At 54.3% G+C, this 18,020-nt stretch carries 19 protein-coding genes; all 19 read left to right on the forward strand.

The annotated features are described in order from the left end of the window. Positions 1–6 precede the first annotated feature (6 nt). The 19 genes from HV229_RS25940 to HV229_RS26025 all read left to right on the forward strand — a co-directional run bounded on the left by HV229_RS25940 (position 7) and on the right by HV229_RS26025 (position 18,000). A complete protein-coding gene (locus HV229_RS25940) occupies positions 7–1,722 on the forward strand; it encodes a terminase large subunit (protein ID WP_181547834.1) in 1,716 nt (571 codons plus the stop codon). Then, positions 1,716–1,895, forward strand: coding sequence for a hypothetical protein (locus tag HV229_RS26430; RefSeq protein ID WP_249417808.1), 180 nt, complete (start codon positions 1,716–1,718; stop codon positions 1,893–1,895). The genes HV229_RS25940 and HV229_RS26430 overlap by 7 nt, the downstream gene beginning before the upstream one ends. After that, complete coding sequence (locus HV229_RS25945) at positions 1,895–3,154, forward strand: phage portal protein (protein WP_171845787.1); 1,260 nt, start codon at positions 1,895–1,897, stop codon at positions 3,152–3,154. The genes HV229_RS26430 and HV229_RS25945 overlap by 1 nt, the downstream gene beginning before the upstream one ends. 32 nt (positions 3,155–3,186) lie before the next feature. Then, positions 3,187–3,534, forward strand: a complete 348-nt coding sequence (locus HV229_RS25950; RefSeq protein WP_119173844.1) for a hypothetical protein — start codon at positions 3,187–3,189, stop codon at positions 3,532–3,534. After that, positions 3,522–4,439 (forward strand): S49 family peptidase, encoded by a 918-nt coding sequence (locus tag HV229_RS25955; protein ID WP_119173843.1) that lies wholly within the window; start codon positions 3,522–3,524, stop codon positions 4,437–4,439. The genes HV229_RS25950 and HV229_RS25955 overlap by 13 nt, the downstream gene beginning before the upstream one ends. Before the next feature lie 72 nt (positions 4,440–4,511). After that, positions 4,512–5,798, forward strand: coding sequence for a phage major capsid protein (locus tag HV229_RS25960; protein WP_119173842.1), 1,287 nt, complete (start codon positions 4,512–4,514; stop codon positions 5,796–5,798). A 97-nt stretch (positions 5,799–5,895) separates the two neighbouring features. Then, complete coding sequence (locus HV229_RS25965) at positions 5,896–6,273, forward strand: hypothetical protein (protein ID WP_181547787.1); 378 nt, start codon at positions 5,896–5,898, stop codon at positions 6,271–6,273. Next, positions 6,254–6,571, forward strand: coding sequence for a head-tail connector protein (locus HV229_RS25970; RefSeq protein ID WP_032950890.1), 318 nt, complete (start codon positions 6,254–6,256; stop codon positions 6,569–6,571). The genes HV229_RS25965 and HV229_RS25970 overlap by 20 nt, the downstream gene beginning before the upstream one ends. Next, complete coding sequence (locus HV229_RS25975; RefSeq protein ID WP_058842355.1) at positions 6,568–6,918, forward strand: phage head closure protein; 351 nt, start codon at positions 6,568–6,570, stop codon at positions 6,916–6,918. Before HV229_RS25970 ends, HV229_RS25975 begins: the two co-directional genes overlap by 4 nt. Beyond that, positions 6,887–7,276, forward strand: coding sequence for a hypothetical protein (locus tag HV229_RS25980; RefSeq protein WP_119173840.1), 390 nt, complete (start codon positions 6,887–6,889; stop codon positions 7,274–7,276). The genes HV229_RS25975 and HV229_RS25980 overlap by 32 nt, the downstream gene beginning before the upstream one ends. After that, the gene (locus tag HV229_RS25985) at positions 7,273–7,674 is read left to right on the forward strand and encodes an HK97-gp10 family putative phage morphogenesis protein (RefSeq protein WP_181547789.1); all 402 of its coding nucleotides are present in this window, start codon (positions 7,273–7,275) and stop codon (positions 7,672–7,674) included. Before HV229_RS25980 ends, HV229_RS25985 begins: the two co-directional genes overlap by 4 nt. 33 nt (positions 7,675–7,707) lie before the next feature. Beyond that, positions 7,708–8,190, forward strand: a complete 483-nt coding sequence (locus HV229_RS25990; RefSeq protein ID WP_042309008.1) for a major tail shaft subunit — start codon at positions 7,708–7,710, stop codon at positions 8,188–8,190. A 62-nt stretch (positions 8,191–8,252) separates the two neighbouring features. Then, positions 8,253–8,615: a phage tail protein gene (locus HV229_RS25995; RefSeq protein WP_032949492.1), complete on the forward strand. Its 363-nt coding sequence runs from the start codon at positions 8,253–8,255 to the stop codon at positions 8,613–8,615. 247 nt (positions 8,616–8,862) lie between these two features. Continuing rightward, the gene (locus HV229_RS26000; protein ID WP_181547791.1) at positions 8,863–12,165 is read left to right on the forward strand and encodes a phage tail tape measure protein; all 3,303 of its coding nucleotides are present in this window, start codon (positions 8,863–8,865) and stop codon (positions 12,163–12,165) included. 33 nt (positions 12,166–12,198) lie between these two features. Further along, positions 12,199–12,498: a phage tail protein gene (locus HV229_RS26005; protein ID WP_049268767.1), complete on the forward strand. Its 300-nt coding sequence runs from the start codon at positions 12,199–12,201 to the stop codon at positions 12,496–12,498. 8 nt (positions 12,499–12,506) lie between these two features. Beyond that, on the forward strand, positions 12,507–13,202 hold the full coding sequence (locus tag HV229_RS26010; protein WP_181523318.1) for a phage minor tail protein L: 696 nt from the start codon (positions 12,507–12,509) through the stop codon (positions 13,200–13,202). Between the two features lie 11 nt (positions 13,203–13,213). Continuing rightward, positions 13,214–13,948, forward strand: coding sequence for a Mov34/MPN/PAD-1 family protein (locus HV229_RS26015; RefSeq protein WP_181547793.1), 735 nt, complete (start codon positions 13,214–13,216; stop codon positions 13,946–13,948). Beyond that, positions 13,846–14,523: a tail assembly protein gene (locus tag HV229_RS26020; RefSeq protein ID WP_181547795.1), complete on the forward strand. Its 678-nt coding sequence runs from the start codon at positions 13,846–13,848 to the stop codon at positions 14,521–14,523. Before HV229_RS26015 ends, HV229_RS26020 begins: the two co-directional genes overlap by 103 nt. Positions 14,524–14,595: 72 nt before the next feature. After that, positions 14,596–18,000: a host specificity protein J gene (locus tag HV229_RS26025; protein WP_181547797.1), complete on the forward strand. Its 3,405-nt coding sequence runs from the start codon at positions 14,596–14,598 to the stop codon at positions 17,998–18,000. The last annotated feature ends 20 nt before the right edge of the window (positions 18,001–18,020 follow it).

The following is an 18,020-nucleotide window of genomic DNA, read 5'->3' on the forward strand; positions in this document are numbered from 1 at the left end:
GAGTATATGGCGGCATACCCGAGCGTCAATCTGGCGAACGCTTATGCACGCGATGTACTAAGCGGGAAAATCCTCGCATGTCGATATATCAAACTGGCATGTCAGCGCCATTTTGATGACCTGAAAAAATCACTGGATAAGAACTACCCCTATCAATTCAACAGGGATTTAGCTGAACGTGCATGCAGATTCGTTCAGTTGTTACCCCATTCCAGCGGGGATTTAGCCGGGCAAAAGTTGATACTGGAACCGTGGCAGAGTTTCATTTTCTGCTCAATTTTTGGGTGGGTAACAAAAACAGATAAAAAGCGTCGGTTTCGCGAAGCGTATATCCGGGTAGCCAGGAAAAATGGTAAGTCATTTTTTGCGGCCGGGATTGGCACTTACATGTTTTGCGCTGATGGTGAAAACAGTGCAGAAGTTTATTGTGGTGCCACGACTATGGCGCAGGCAAAGAAGGTTTTCACCCCAGCCAGGCAAATGGCGGACCGATTACCTTCTCTCCGGGCTAAATTTGATATCTCAGTATGGGTGGACAGCCTGACCCGCCCTGATGGTTCCGTATTCGCACCAATGGCAGGGAAACCTGGCGACGGTGACAGCCCGCATTGCGCGATTATTGATGAATATCACGAGCATGATACGGATCACATGTATGAAGCGATGACGATGGGGATGGGGGCGCGTTCTCAGCCACTAACACTCATTATCACGACTGCAGGTACATCTCTTGAATCACCATGTTATGACAAAGACAAAGAGGTAAAAGAGGCTCTCAGCGGCATAGTCAGCAATGAGCGTCTGTTCGGCATGATTTACGAGCTGGATGATGGCGATGACTGGACTGACCCTAAAAACCTGATTAAAGCGAACCCCAACCTTGATGTTTCCGTCAAGTACAGCGATTTGGTTGAGTTATTGGAAGTCGCAAAACAGGTCCCGCGTAAGGTAAATGCCTTCAAAACTAAACGCCTCAACATCTGGGTGTCTGGTAAGTCGGCGTACTACAACATGACGCAATGGCAGGCGGCGGAAGATAAGTCTCTGCGGTATGAAGATTTTGCTGGCGAGGATTATTACCTCGGTCTGGACCTTGCGCGCCGTCTTGATCTTAATGCCGGCGTTGGTGTTTTTGTCCGGGAAATCGAAGGCAAAAAGCACTACTACTGCGTAAGCCCGAAATTTTGGGTACCTGAAGATACAATCAACAGTACGGATCCGAAAGAAGCTAAAACTGCTGATCGTTATCGTAAATTCAAAGAAATGGGTGTTCTGGAGGCAACAGATGGAGCAGAGGCAGATTATCGCGAGATTCTGGCCAGCATTATCGACCTGCAGGACATCCATAAGGTTCGTATCAGCGAGATCCCCATAGACCCTAGCGGAGCAACAGCGCTCAGTCATGAGCTTCAGGATAACGGTTTTGAACCGATTTCCATCCGGCAGGATTACACCAACATGTCTCCACCAATGAAAGAGCTTGAAGCAGCGCTCGCCGGTGGACGCTTCCATCATGACGGAAACCCTGTTCTGTCGTGGTGTATCAGCAATGTCATCGGAAAAATGATACCGGGTAGCGATGATTCAGTCCGACCAACGAAAGGTGACAAACAGTCAAAAATTGACGGCGCAACGGCGCTTCTTATGGCCATAGGTCGTGCAATGCTGAATGGCCGGGCGAGTAATTCATCCGTTTACGACGAGGAAGATGTAGCATGCTAATGACGTTCTTAAGTTTTTTTATCGGCCTCGCCGGAGCCATATTACTGTCTGCCGGCGCCTGGCTTATTTTGCCTGCAGCAGGTCTTATCACTGGTGGTTTAATCTGCCTGCTGTGGTCCTTTTTAATCGCGAAATCAATGTCTGCCGGCGTAATAAAATCGGGGGGTGAATAATGTTCATTCCCCAGATGTTTCGGGGTAAATCTCAGTCTGGTGGTGGCTTCTGGCAGACTATGCTGGGTGGTGTGAGTTCCAGCCAGAGCAAAGCGGGAATAATGGTCACACCTGAAACTGCGATGGCGCTATCGGCGGTCCGCGCATGTGTAACGCTTCTGGCAGAATCGGTGGCGCAGCTGCCGTGTGAACTTTACAGGCGAGGTGCTAACGGAGGCCGTGAACGTGCGACTGACCACCCTGTTTATGATCTGATACATTCCCAGCCCAATAAAAAAGACACCTCGTTTGAATACTTTGAGCAGCAGCAGGGCCTGCTCGGGCTGGAGGGGAATTGCTACTCGATCATCGACAGGGACGGGAAAGGGTATCCCCGCGAATTAATCCCGGTTAATCCCAAAAAAGTCATCGTCCTGAAAGGGCCTGACGGGATGCCCTATTATGAACTCCCCGAAATTGGCGAAACGTTGCCAATGCGCATGATGCATCATGTGAAGGTTTTCTCGCTGGATGGTTATATCGGCAGTTCTCCAATCCAGACGAACGCCGACGTTCTTGGGCTAAGTCTGGCAGTGGAAGAGCATGCTTCTCAGGTTTTTCGCCGTGGCTGTACGATGAGCGGCGTTATTGAGCGCCCAAAAGAAGCCGCGACAATCAAAAGCCAGGATGCTATCGACCGCCTGCTGGCAAAGTGGACGGACAGATATTCCGGCGTCAGAAACGCCTTCTCTGTTGCATTGCTTCAGGAGGGGATGAGCTACAAGCAGTTATCTCAGGACAATGAGAAAGCGCAGCTGTTGCAGTCCCGCCAGTGGGGGGTGGAGGAGGTGTGCCGGCTCTATAAAATTCCGCCGCATATGGTGCAGATGTTGGCGAAAGCCACGAATAACAACATTGAGCACCAGGGACTGCAGTTTGTGATGTACACGCTGTTAGCCTGGCTGAAGCGTCATGAAGGCGCATTAATGCGCGATCTGCTTTTACCCAGCGAGCGCGGTGATTTGTACATTGAATTTAATGTTTCTGGCCTGCTGCGCGGGGATCAGAAGTCACGCTATGAATCTTATGCGTTAGGCCGTCAGTGGGGCTGGTTATCGGTTAATGACATTCGCCGCATGGAGAACCTTCCCCCTATCGCCGGAGGTGACAAATACCTGACGCCTCTGAATATGGTCGACAGTGCGAGCATTTTGCCCGGAAATAACAAGCCTACAGCGCAGCAAATGACGGAAATTGAAGCCATTCTGGCGAGAGCGTAAAGCAATTCTTCATCATTATTACAGGCTGACTAATGAAATATATCTTCTCTATTGGCGTGGACATACTTGTTCTCGTCAGCATTGTCATGGGTTTTTACTTAGGAAATGAATCCCTTCTGAACATTCCACATTTCATTGGGTGGTTTGTCGGGATTGTCAATTTACAGGCTCATTTAAGTACGAAATCAAAAGAGGGAATGGCGGAAAAATATAAATCGCAGCCACTTTTATTCCGCATATATGACGTTTTGACTGACGTTATTTTTGTGAGCTTCTGTGCCTATCAGGGGTGGATGTTTATGGCCGCTGTTTATTCAGCAGCTGCATGCCTTAAGGCTGAATTTAAGCATTCGATGGAAAAGAAAATATGCAAAAAATGATTAACCTGCCGCACCTCGCTCAGATGGTCTTCGGTGTTCCTCACTATGTGACACAGCAGACGATGGACGCAGTGAAAGCGGTTTTACTTCCCCGCATTCAGGGAACGGTGACAGACCCAGCCATCACGATGGCGTTAAATCCAGATGATTCGCCATCCCCTGAAGATGTTCAGCCAGCAGGGGGTATTGCTGTGATACCTGTTCACGGGATACTGGTTCCTCGTCGCGGGCAAATTACAGCGATGTGTACCGAACTGACGAGTTATGAGCGTATCCGCAGCCAGCTGCATTCAGCATTAAATGACCCCTCCATCAGTGAAATTGTTCTGGATATCAATTCCGGAGGTGGTGCAGCGGCAGGTTGCAAAGAGCTGGCGGATTATATTTACCAGTCGCGAGAAACGAAACCGATCACCGCGATTGTGAATTTCAACGCTTTTTCTGCTGCGTATTTCATTGCTTCAGCATGCAGCAAAATCGTCATCAGTCAGACCAGCGGCGTCGGTTCCATCGGCGTCATCATGGAGCACCTGGATACGTCAAAGCTGGAAGAAAACGTGGGGGTAAAATTTACTGCGCTATACCGGGGAGATAACAAAAATAATGCAACGCCACATGCACCGTTGAGCGAATCGGCCCTTGCAATGATCGACAAAATGCTCGACGACATGTACGAAATATTTACCTCATCAGTTGCCGAATATCGTGGCCTCAAACAGCAGGCAGTCGTTGATACTCAAGCTGGTCTGTATTTCGGTGGCGATGCCATTTCTGCTGGTCTTGCCGATGAAATATCGGATCCTCAGTCTGCGATTAATGCCATTGCGGCAAAGTACAAACAACCTCAACAAACCACTTCCATAAAGTTGCAGGCCGCCGCGATGGACCTGCAAACCAGAATGTGACCCGGCGCTAACGCGTCATTACCAGAAAGCAGCCTGTTGGCTGCTTTTTTTATGCCAAAAAGAGAGAAAACTATGCCACAGATTGAAGAATTACGTCGTCAGCGTGCGGGTATTAATGAACAGGTACAGGCCCTGGCCACGATTGAAACTACCGGTGGAACGCTGACAGCGGAGCAGTTAACCGAATTTGCCAGCCTGCAGCAGCAGTTCACGGATATCAGCGCCAAAATTGAGCGTCTGGAAGCGGCTGAACGTGCTGCAGCTCTGGTTGCCAAACCGGTTAAAGGCACACAGCATGCTCCTGGTATCAGCGTTAAGGCAGAGCCAAAGCAATATACCGGCGCAGGCATGACCCGTCTGGTAATGTCGATTGCAGCAGCACAGGGTAACGTCCAGGACGCAGCAAAATTTGCAGCTGAAGAGCTGAATGACCAGTCTGTCTCGATGGCCATCAACACTGCCGCTGCGTCAGGCGGTGTTCTTATTCCGCAAAACCTGCACAGCGAGGTAATCGAACTGCTACGCGATCGCACCATCGTTCGTAAGCTGGGCGCGCGATCCATTCCGCTGCCGAACGGTAATATGGCGCTGCCGCGTCTGGCCGGTGGTGCGACGGCGAGCTACACCGGGGAAGGCAAGGATGCGAAAGTATCCGAAGCCCGCTTTGATGATGTGAAACTCACCGCGAAAACCATGATTGCAATGGTGCCCATCTCCAACCAGCTGATTGGTCGTGCCGGCTACAACGTGGAGCAGCTGGTCCTGCAGGATATTCTGACCGCGATCTCTGTTCGTGAAGATAAAGCCTTTATGCGTGATGACGGTACCGGTGATACGCCTGTCGGTATGAAAGCGCGAGCAACCCAATGGAACCGCCTGCTGCCGTGGGAAGCTGCTGCAGAGGTTAATCTGCAGACGATTGATGCGTATCTCGACAGCATCATCCTGATGGCGATGGACGGGAACAGCAACATGATCAGCTGCGGCTGGGGCATGTCGAACCGTACTTACATGAAACTGTTCGGGCTGCGCGACGGGAACGGTAACAAGGTCTACCCGGAAATGGCCCTGGGTATGCTGAAGGGATATCCGATTCAGCGTACCAGCGCTATCCCGGCAAACCTCGGTGACGGCGGCAAAGAGTCAGAAATTTACTTCGCTGACTTTAATGATGTGGTAATCGGTGAAGACGGCAACATGAAGGTGTCGTTCTCGCAGGAAGCCTCCTACCAGGACGGGGACGGCAATCTGGTTTCCGCGTTCTCCCGTAACCAGTCGTTGATTCGCGTGGTGACGGAGCACGATATCGGCTTCCGTCATCCGGAAGGTCTTGTTCTCGGGACAAAAGTGCTGTTTTAACCTGTCCTGCACGCTGTGCGACCACGGTCGCACAGAGTAAAAGCACGTAACTTCCTAAGCCCGCAGCAGCGGGTTTTTTCTTTTCAGGAGCAAAACGATGGCTACGAAAGCAGAAAAAGCAGCGGCAGCGGCTGCTGCAGCCGGGGATGTGAAAAAACCGGATGAACTGATGCCGGAAACTACAGTGGACGGGGATGACGGTCAGAATACTGCCGCGGGTTCAGGTGAAGCAGGTGTTGATCTTACCGGAAGTGAAACAAACGGGGCTACGGGCCTGACGGGAGCAGAAGTGGCGAGGAAAGCGGTTTTTTTCCTGGGACCCTATCATCGTTATTCACGCGGTGATACGGCCTGTTTTGATGCTGAGTACGCAGAAAAACTGGTTGAACGCCATATTGCGGTATGGCCAGAAGATGCGGAAAAGGCGCTGAGTCCCCGCAAGGGAGCCGATGACCATGATACTGACATTGGATGACGTGAAAACCCAGCTCCGTCTGGAGCCGGATTTCACGGAGCATGACGGCATGCTCACTAAAATGGTGGCGGCTGCGCAGAAGAGTATTGAACGTGACTACTACTGCAAACTGGTGGGAAGCGACGACGAACTGCAGGCGCTGCCGGAAGGTGTACGCGGTTTTGTGGCGGATGAAGATATCCAGCTGGCCATGCAGTATCTGGTCGGGGATGCGTATCTGAATGGCTTCACCGGTCAGTGGCTGGAGACGGCTGCGGTCCGGCATCTTCTTTTCCCGTTGCAGGAGAATACCGTATGAGCCTGAAGCCGGAAGAGATGACCTGCCGTCTTTCGATTGGGTATATGCAATCCGGCCGGGGGCCGCTGGGTGAACATCTGCCGGAGCAGCTGGTCACGACAGGGAAAGCCTGGGCGAAGCGCGAACTGGTGTCGGGCAGAAAGGTCCGCACACTGGATCAACAGCAGGTTGTTGAAACGTGTCTTTTTACCACTCATCCGAACCTGAATATTGATATCGACTGGAAAATAACGACGTCTGACCGGATTTATACCGTTCGTAACGTCGAACGTCTTGCGGACCGCATCATCATCACGGGGGAGGCAGACGCACGTCATGATCGAGCTGGCATTAAAGACAGCGCTTGAACGCCTGACCGGGCTGGATGTTTATCCTCTGCTTCTGCCTGATGAGCTGCAGGAGGGGGTTACTTACCAGTGTATCTCCGATCCGGAGCTGTACGCCGGACTGTTGCGCACAGGCCTGATTGCGGGCCGCTTCCAGATAGCGATTCATCTGCTTAATGACTACACCCGTCTGTTACAGCTGGATAAGAAAATCAGCGCGGAATGGACTGCTATCGTGCATGGCCAGCTGGAGGGGTTTCCCGTGCAGAATGTGGTCCGGGGTGGAATACAGCAGAGTAAAACGGTACTGACCAGCGGCAATATTCAGTACCGGCTCGTGCGGGATTTCACCTTTCACTACCGGGACGCCTCACCATGATCACTATGGACGTAAAAGGGCTGGACGAGCTGGAGCGGCAGCTTACTGCGCTCGGTGAAAAGGTCGGCACGAAGGTGTTACGTGATGCAGGGCGTGAGGCGCTGAAAGTGGTTGAAGAAGACATGAAACAACATGCCGGCTTCGACGATGCGTCCTCTGCAGAGCATATGCGTGATTCCATCAAAATTCGCGCCTCCACCCGGAAAGGTCGCGGAAATACGGTGGTCACCCTTCGGGTTGGCCCCAGCAAGAAGCATTACATGAAAGCACTGGCCCAGGAGTTCGGTACGGTTAAACAGGTTGCCGATCCGTTCATCCGTCCGGCACTGGATTACAACGTCCAGCAGGTTCTGCGCATTCTGACCGTAGAAATCCGCAATGGCATTCAGAACAGGTAGCAACCGCTGCCCACTATTTAAGAGAGAATCATTATGGCTGATGAAAATAACACGCCAAAATCATCCCCTGAGTACGCGATGCTTCCTGCCGGGACGGTGGTGAAGTTCGGCGAGGTGGGGGCCGCCGTGGCGGCACTTAAACCCCTGATTAACTGTAAGGCGCTGGGCGCGACAGGTCAGACGGGGGGATTTGTCGACTGTACCACCCTGCTGGACAAGAGTAAGCAGTCAATATCTGACCTTCCGGAAGGGCCGGAGAAATCGCTGGGATTCATTGACGACCCAGGAAACGAGGATTTCACCGCGTTCCTCAATGCTGCAGAGCAGCGTAAGACCGTTCAGTTTTATATTGAGCTGCCGAACAAACGAACGGCCTCAATGATCCTCGCGCTTTCAGGCTGGCAGATGAACGAAATCACCGCCCCTGCCAGTGAAGTTATCCAGATTACGGTGCAGGGTAAGCAAAACAACATTAAATGGGGGATCGCCGCCCCGGCGCCAGATGCCGGCGCGTAATCCGTTTCCCGTTACACACCGCCTCCGGGCGGTTTTTTTTCGTCTGAAAAACAGGATACACCATGTCTGAATTTAGCCTCTCCGCACTGAAAAATGCACTGCTCAAAACGAAATCCACGCCTACTGAAACTGAAATTTTAGGCACAAAGGTTTACCTGCGTCGGCTGACGGCGGCTGAGCTTATTGATCATGAAGATGCACTCATCGAGGCGCAGACCTCTGGCAATGCCCGCATGGCGTCTGAGCTGAGCGTACAGATTGTTATCGACAGCCTGGTTCAGCCTGACGGCTCGCCAATTAAAGCCAAAGACAAACCCACGGCGAAGGAGTTGCTGGCGGCACACGATAACGTTGTGCTTCTGGATGCCATCGACAAAGTGAAAAAACACGCCATCGGTAAGCTGGAAACCGCCGAAAAAAACTGAGTGACTCGCCCTGGCTGGAGCTGATTTTCTGGCTGGCCGACCGCTGGGGCGAGCCTGACCCGTCAAAAATTGCGGCGCTTCCGGCTGACACGCTTTTCCACTGGCGTGCTTTTTTCCTCAAACAGGGCATTTTCAAAAAGCCTTCGCCAGAAGGTTCTGACAATAACCCGCCCCCTGTTAAATCACCCGCAGCAGCGAACCAGAGTCTGGATGCGCAGTGTGCGGCAGTCATGAAGGTATTAATGTAATGGGTGACGTTGCCTCTCTTGCCGTTGGGCTGCATCTGAATGCAGCGAACTTTAAATCGCAGCTGATGAGCGCCTACGGCAGCGCTGAGAGTCAGTCACGCCAGTTTAACCGCAATGCCCAGGCTGATGCGAAAAAGACGGAGGATGCCTATAAGCGTGTTTCCGCTTCGGTATCGGGGCTGGCTGGCAGGCTGGCAGGTTTTGCCGGGGCGGGATTATCGCTGGGCACTATTATCAGCACCACGCGGCAGTACAGCCAGTCGTTGTCGGATTTGCAGGCCATCACCGGTGCCACCAGTGCGCAGATGAAACTGTACGATCAGGCGGCGCAGGAAATGGGCCGCACAACGGAATACAGCGCATCACAGGCCGCTGAGGCCATTAAGCTGATGGCTTCGGCAAAGCCTGAACTGCTGAGTACCTCTGCGGGGCTGACGGCGGCGACCAAAAGCGCGTTAACGCTGGCCCAGGCCGCTGGTACCACGCTTCCGGATGCCACCCGAACGCTGGCCCTGTCATTAAACCAGTTTGGCGCGGGAGCCAGTGAAGCCGACCGGTATATCAACGTGCTGGCTGCCGGCGCGAAATTTGGTTCGTCGGAGATAGCCGACACGGCTGCTGCGATTAAAAATGGCGGGGTGGCAGCGGCACAGGCTGGTGTGGGTTTTGAAACCCTCAATGCCGCCATACAGGTACTGGCGGAGCGCGAGGTGAAAGGCGGCGAGGCCGGGACTGCGCTGCGTAACGTGATCCTGAATCTGGAGAAGGGAACCGATAAAACCCTGAAGCCTTCTGTTGTCGGGCTGAGTCAGGCGCTGGAGAACCTGGCCGGGAAAAACCTGTCAACAAAGCAGGCCGTGAAGCTGTTCGGGGTGGAAAACCTCAGCGCGGCATCCATCCTGGTGCAGAACCGCGAGAAGGTGGAGTCGCTGACCGCCGCCCTGACCGGTACACAGACCGCGCATGAGCAGGCCGAAATCAGGGTAAATAACCTGAATGGCGATCTTCTCAGCCTGACTTCGGCTTTTGAAGGTCTGATTATTAAGGTGGGACAGAGCGGAAACGGCCCGCTGCGCAGTGGTGTTCAGACCGTTACCGATGCCATTAATGGCCTGACGGATAATTTCAATACAGTAGCCAACGTTGCGCTGTATACGCTGATTCCTGTTCTGGCGACAAAACTGACGGCAGGTATCAGGGGGAACATCGGTGCCTGGGTGGAGCAGCAGCAGGCAGTCAGGGCCAGCGCGATGGCGCAGGCCGATATGGCGCGAAAAACGCTGGAAAGTACCGCTGCCACGCTGGCGCAGAATAACGCAGAATTCGGGCGTTATCGGGAAATGGAGAAAAGTGCCAGGCAATTTGGCCTTAACGTGAGTTACCAGAGCGAGTTTAACCGCTTAATCCGGCAGGAAACCGAGCAGACACTGCTCTCCACCCAGGCAAAGAGCCAGCTGAATGCTGCCAATAAACAGCTTTCCGTTTCAGCCCGCGCAGCCTCTGCAGCAGTAGGTATGGCCAGAGGGGCGCTGGCACTGGTGGGCGGTCCGGTGGGGGCGGCGATGCTTGCCGGTTCGGCGCTGCTCTATTTCCATAATCAGGCGAAGAACGCCCGTCAGTCAGCGATTGACCTGAAAAATGCTGTCGTTGAAACGAATGAAGAATTAAAAAAACTGTCGCTTAACCAGCTCAACGTGAAGCAACTGGACATTGATGAACAGTTTGAGAATCAGGTTATTCAGCGAAATAAACTGATTAAAGAAATTCAGGATGCGGACAGCCGTATTGATGGGTTGAGCGGTTTCGATCCGTTTGGACAGCTTAAAGGCGTACAGAACGATAAAACCCGCTACAAAGGGGATCTGGATGCTGTTGAGCAGGGGTTAAAACTCCTCAAGGAACGGCAAAAAATTGTCAAAGAGGCCATAGAACAGGCTAAATCAGGGAAAACCGATCCCACGCCGAAGCCGGATAAACCAGGGAATGAAACAGGGAGTGATAAACCCGATACCCCCTGGACCGGGGAAGGCGGGGATACTGGTAAGGGGCAAAAGGCGAAGGTTAACCAGTATGAGCAACTGCGGCGTGAAATCGAAGCGGCGCATGCCTCAAGTCTCGGACGTATCAACCTGCAGGAGCAGGAAAGCGCCAGAAAACTCCTTGAAGCCGCCCGCGCGGACGGGGCCAGCGAGGCTGATATTCAGAAGACGCTGCTGCTGAATGCTGAAAATTATCAGAAACAGCGCCTCGAACTGGCAGAACAGTATGCGCCGGCCAGAGCCTCTCTGACGAAAGAGCGCGAAGCGAGCCAGGCGCTGAAGTCGCTCCTGGATGCCCGTCTTCTGGATGAAAAGGAATACCAGACGGCCAGAATTACGCTGGCGCAAAGTACGGCTCGCGAACTGTTACAGGCACAGGCTGCGGCAATGTCTGCCCCTCTGATTGATATCGCCGGGACGGTTGATCCGTTGGCAGAACTGCGCAATCAACTGGCCGAGCGTCAGTCTTTGCTGCAGGCTTTTTACCAGAACGATGCGATCAACAAAGAGCAGTACGAACTGCTGAAGCAAAAGGCTGACAAGGATTCTGCGGATGCACAGTACCAGACGGCGGTGGAGCTGTATAAGTCGCAGGGGAATCTGAACAGCCTTGCTATCGGCCTGATGGAAACCACCCAGGAGCGAACCTCCAACATGCTGACCGGCATGCTGAACGGTACGCAGACACTCCGTGACGGGATGATCGGGTTGTTTTCCTCCCTGACTCAGTCGGTGATTAAAAACCTTGTCGATATGGCGGCGCAGGCGCTGATTACCAACACCATCCTGAAATCCATTATGGGCATCGGCGGCAGTCTTTTTGGCGGCGCAGCTACCGCGAGTACCGGCACGGCCATCAGCAGTTTTGGCAGCAGTTTTAGCTTTAATGCGAAAGGCGGTGTTTATGACTCACCTTCATTAAGTGCCTACAGCAACGGCATCTATGACAGCCCGACCCTGTTTGCTTTTGCAAAGGGAGCAGGTGTGTTTGGTGAAGCTGGTCCGGAAGCCATTATGCCTCTGGCGAAAACGACTGACGGTACGCTGGGTGTCAGGGCGCTGGGTGACCCGGGTTCCTCTGGTGGTGGTATGAATGGGGGGATTGCTTATTCACCTGTGTATCACATTGCCATTCAGAATGACGGGCAAAACGGGGAGATAGGGCCGCAGGCATCACAGATGCTGGTTAAGATGATCGATACGCGCGTCATGAGCATCCTGAGAACTCAGGGCCGCGATGGCGGCATGCTGGCGGGAGGATAAGTGAAAACCTTTCATTGGGCACCCAGGGAGGGGATGCCGTCTTCTGTTTCCCCTTCAGTGACAACCATAAAATTTGGGGATGGCTATGAGCAACGTCGCCCGACCGGACTCAACCATCAGTTAATTAACTTCCAGCCTGTTTTCCGGACAACGTCGGACAATTCCCGCACCGCACTTGAAGCGTTTCTGGTCGAGCACGGAGGATATAAAGCCTTTCTGTGGCGACCACCAAAATACAACCGCACGATTAAAGTTGTCTGCCGGGAATGGTCTGTTACGGACAACGTCACGTATTCTGATTTCAGCTGTAAATTTGAGCAGGTTATTGCTTAAGGATCCTTATGCAGGATATTCCTCAGAACACCCTCAACGAAACCACGAAAACCGAGCAGTCTGCCCGTATTGATTTGTGGGAAATCGACCTGACGGCTTTTGGTGGCCAGCGTTACTATTTTTCAAATGAACTGAACGAGAAGGGCGAGCCGGTCACCTGGCAGGGCCGGAAGTATGACGTTTACCCGATACAGGGAACCGGATTCGACCTTGTAGGGAAAGGGACATCTGCCCGACCGACGCTGGCGGTGTCGAACCTGTTTGGCATGGTCACGGGACTCGCGGAAGATGTACAGAGCCTGGTGGGGGCCACAGTGGTAAGGCGCGTGGTATACGCCCGTTTTCTCGATGCGGTGAACTTTACAGGCGGCAATCCGGAGGCCGACCCGGAACAGGAAGTGGTCAGCCGCTGGATGATAGAACAGCTGTCGGAGCTGAAAGCCACCACGGCGACTTTTGTGCTGGCCACACCGACCGAAACGGACGGCAGCGTGTTTCCGGCGCGGATCATGCTGGCTGATGTTTGCAACTGGACCTACCGTTCGCAGGAGTGTGGCTATGCCGGACCGCCTGTGGCGGATGAGTTTGATAAGCCCACGGCAGACCCGGCAAAAGATGCCTGCAGCAAATGCCGTACCGGCTGCGAGCTGCGTAATAACCTGCCGCGCATCGGCTGCTTCCTCTCCATTAACCGTCTTTCCTGATGGATACACCCATGAACAAAACACTCCTGGCGCATGCCGCTGCATGCGCGCCGGCTGAATCGTGCGGCTGGGTGGTAAACACGCCTGCCGGGGATCGGTATTTTCCCTGCCAGAATCTTTCCGCTGAACCGACAATGTATTTCAGCATGGATCCGGCAGATTACCTTCAGGCGCAGGCGGCAGGGGATGTGGTGGCCCTGGTCCACAGCCATCCCGATGGTCAGCCGTTTCTCAGCGATGTTGATCGCCGCCTGCAGGTACAGAGTGGCCTGCCGTGGTGGCTGGTCTGCGATGACCGGATATACAAATTTCGCTGCATGCCGTTTCTCACCGGGCGGGCATTTGAGCATGGCGTGACGGACTGTTACACCCTGTTCCGCGATGCGTACCATCTGGCGGGGATTGAGATGCCGGATTTTGCGCGGAAGGAGGACTGGTGGAAGCAGGGAGATAATCTGTATCTGGATAATCTGGCCGCGACCGGTTTTTACCGGGTGAATGCCGCAGAGGCCCAGCCCGGAGACATTCTGATTTGTTGTTTTGGTTCATCGGTTGCCAACCATGCCGCGATTTACTGTGGCGACGGTGAACTGTTGCACCATATTCCTGATCAGCTCAGTAAACGCGAGAGGTATACCGACAAATGGCAACGCCGCACACACTCGATATGGCGACACCGGGCATGGCACGAGTCTGCCTTCACGGGGATTTACAACGATTTGGCCGCCGCTTCAGCCTCAGTATAAAAACGGGGGCCGAGGCCATTTACGCGCTGGCCATGCAGATACCGGGGTTCCGGCAGAAAATGAATGATGGCTGGTATCAGATACGCATCGCCGGTCAGGATGTGGATGAAACCAGCGTGTCAGCCCGTTTGCATGAGCCGCTGCCGGACGGGGCCATTATTCATATTGTCCCGCGTATGGCAGGGGCAAAATCCGGTGGTCTGTTCCAGGTGGTGCTGGGTGCTGTGGCAATCGGCGCATCCTTTTTTACGGCGGGGGGAAGCCTCGCTCTGTGGGGATCCGCGTTATCAGCCGGTGCTATTTCGGCATCCTCGGTCCTGTTTTCTATGGGGGCAGCGATGATGCTGGGCGGTGTGGCGCAGATGCTGACGCCGCAGGCAAAAATCCCCTCGTCCAGGCAGACCGATAACGGCAAACAGAACACGTATTTTTCGTCACTGGACAACATGGTGGCACAGGGTAATGCCCTGCCGGTGTTGTACGGTGAAATGCTGGTCGGCTCCCGCACAATTTCCCAGGAAATCAGCACACGGGATGAAGGTGGCGGCGGGCAGGTGGTGATCATCGGTCGCTGACATTATTGCAGCATATTTATATTTGCACAGAACCGCCTCCGGGCGGTTTTTTCGTTTCAGAGGGAACAGATTATGGGTAAGGGTGGTGGCAGCAGTAAAACGCCGCATGAGGCTCCTGACGACCTGAAATCCAGCCAGATGCTGACCGTTGTTGATGCCATCTGCGAGGGACCGATTGAAGGTCCGGTGGACGGGCTGAAAAGTGTCAGAATTAACAAAACGCCGGTCCTCGACAGCGACGGTAATGCGATGGTTCACGGTGTCACTGTGGTTTACCGCGTGGGGGAGGATGAGCAGACCGCGATGGAGGGGTTCGAAGACTCCGGTGCGGAAACCCTGCTGGGTGTGGAGGTGAAGAAATCAGAGCCGGTGACCCGCACCATTACCACAAAAACGCTGGACCGCCTGCGCTTTACCTTTGGTGTGCAGTCGCTGGTCAGTACCAGCACCAAAGGTGACCGTAACCCTTCCAGCGTACAGATGCTGATTCAGTTTCGCCGGGATGGCCAGTGGCAGGTTGAACGGGATATCACCATTACGGGGAAAACGACCACGCAGTTTCTGGCATCCGTGGTGATTGATGATTTACCGCCCCGGCCGTTTGAAGTCCGCATGCTGCGCCTCACTGATGACAGCACGACAGACCTGCTGCAGAACAAAACGGTGTGGTCGGGCTATACCGAAATCATCGATGTGAAACAACGTTACCCGAATACCGCTGTTATCGGCGTAAAGGTGGACGCGGAGCAGTTCGGCAGCCAGCAGGTCACGCGAAACTATCTCCTGCGCGGGCGTATCGTACAGGTGCCGTCAAATTACGATCCGTTAAAACGGACGTATACGGGACTCTGGGACGGGACATTCAAACCCGCCTGGACAGATAACCCAGCCTGGTGTGTGCTGGATATGCTGACCCACCCGCGCTATGGCATGGGAAGCCGCATTGGTGTTGCCGATGTGGACAAGTGGGCGCTGTACGCCATCGCGCAATATTGTGATCAGTCCGTGCCGGACGGCTTCGGCGGGACAGAGCCGCGCATCACCTGCAATGCGTATCTGACGGACCAGCGTAAGGCGTGGGACGTGCTGGGGGATTTCTGTTCCCTGATGCGCTGCATGCCGGTCTGGAACGGCAGCACCCTGACGTTTGTGCAGGACAGGCCCGCCGATAAAGTCTGGACCTATACGCAGAGTAATGTGGTGATGCCCGCTGACGGTGCGCCGTTCATCTACAGCTTCAGCGCACTGAAAGAGCGCCACAATGCCGCCGAGGTCCGTTACACCGACCCGAACAACGGCTGGGAAACGTCCACTGAACTGGTTGAAAACGACGCCGCCATCCGGCGCTACGGTCGCAACGTCCTGAAGATGGATGCCTTTGCCTGTACCAGCCGTGGGCAGGCGCACCGCGCCGGACTGTGGGCCATCACCACCGAATTGCTGGAAACGCAGACGGTGGATTTCTCCGTGGGAGCCGAAGGGCTGCGACATGTTCCCGGCGATATCATTGAGGTCTGCGACAGTGATTATGCCGGTGTGACCGTGGGCGGACGCGTCCTGTCGGTCGACAGCCTGTCCCGGACGCTTACTCTGGACCGTGAGGTGGAGATACCCGCAGGCGGCAATGTGGTGCTGAACCTGGTGGGCAGCGATGGCCAGCCTGTTACCGTCTCGATCACCGCGCACCCCGCCCCGGACCGTGTGACCGTCAGCCAGTTACCTGAGGGGGTGGCGGCGTACAGCGTGTGGGGGCTGAAACTGCCGACCCTGCGCCAGCGCCTGTTTCGCTGCGTGGCTATACGGGAGAACGATGACGGGACGTATGCCATCACCGCCGTGCAGCATGTTCCGGAGAAAGAGAGCATCGTGGACAACGGGGCGAAGTTTGATCCGTTGCCCGGAACCAGTATCACGAACACACCGCCCGCCGTGCAGCATCTCACCACGGAGATTCTGGCAGAGGACGGGCAGTATCAGGCGCGGGCGCGCTGGGATACGCCGCGCGTGGTGAAAGGCGTTAACTTCTCTCTGCGTCTGACGGTGAAAGCGGAAGATAACAGCGACCGCCTGACCAGCAGCCTGACTCTGAGCGAAACGGAGCACACCTTCCGCAACCTGACGCCGGGGCGTTACACCCTGACGGTCCGGGCAGTGAACAGCCAGGGCCAGCAGGGCGACCCCGCCAGCACGGATTTCAGCATCGCCGCGCCGGCTGTACCGTCTTATGTTGAGCTGACCCCCGGCTATTTCCAGATAACCGCCACCCCGCGCCAGGCGGTATACGACCCCACGGTGCAGTATGAGTTCTGGTTTACGGATACGCAGATTGCCGATATCCGCCAGGTGGAAACCGATGCGCGTTATCTCGGCACGGCGCTGTACTGGATTGCGGCCAGCAGCGGTATCAAACCCGGCAAGGATTATTACTTCTATATCCGGGCTGTGAACCAGGTCGGGAAATCGGCGTTCGTGGAGGCTAAAGGCCAGGCCAGCAATGATGCGGCGGGCTACCTGGATTTCTTCAAAGGGAAAATCACCGAAAGCCACCTGGGGAAAGAGCTGCTGGAGAAGGTGGAGCTGACGGAAGACAACGCCAGCAGGCTGGATCAGTTTTCCAAAGAGTGGCAGGACGCGAACGGCAAATGGAATGCCATGTGGGGCGTAAAGATAGAGCAGACCGAAGACGGGAAGCACTATGTGGCTGGTCTGGGCCTGAGTATGGAAGACACGGAAGAGGGAAAGGTGAGCCAGTTTCTGGTAGCCGCTGACCGTATCGCGTTTATCAATCCGGCGAATGGCAATGAAACTCCCGCCTTCGTGATGCAGGGTGACCAGATATTTATGAACGAGGTATTCCTCAAATATCTGACAGCGCCGAGCATCACCAGCGGCGGAAACCCGCCGACCTTTACGCTGACGCCTGACGGCAGGCTGACTGCCCGTAATGCGGATATCAGCGGTCATATCAGCGCGAACTCTGGCGCTCTCAGCAATGTGACAATTGAGGAAAACTGCACTATCAAAGGGACGCTCCGGGCCGAGCGCATTCTTGGGGATATTGTTAAGGCAGCGGGCAGGGAGTTTCCTTACTTCCGTATACCCAACACAGGTGAAAAACGGTACGCCAACGGGACGCTGACGGTCGTGATTGACGATGATCAGTCTTTTGACCGACAGATTTCCATTCCTGCTATTGCCTTTCAGGGTGCAGCGTATAACAGCCAGACCAGTAACGACATATGGGATGCCTGTACGCTGATTGTCAGGAAAAACGGGGTGGAGATATACAACGAGACAAGCATAGGTGTACCGGCCGTTTTTTCGCAAACACTGGATATGCCAGCCGGGAGAGGAAGGATGACGCTGAGCTTTAGCGTCAGTACTCGCGGCAACGGCAGCGGCTGGCCACATTCCAGAATTAGTGACCTGCTGGTTATTGTGACGAAAAAGTCATCAGCCGGGATAACAATAAGCTAACAACAGAAACCGCCTTCGGG

Origin of the sequence: Citrobacter sp. RHBSTW-00524 (assembly GCF_013747755.1) — a bacterium.
GTDB classification, from domain to species: domain Bacteria; phylum Pseudomonadota; class Gammaproteobacteria; order Enterobacterales; family Enterobacteriaceae; genus Citrobacter; species Citrobacter braakii.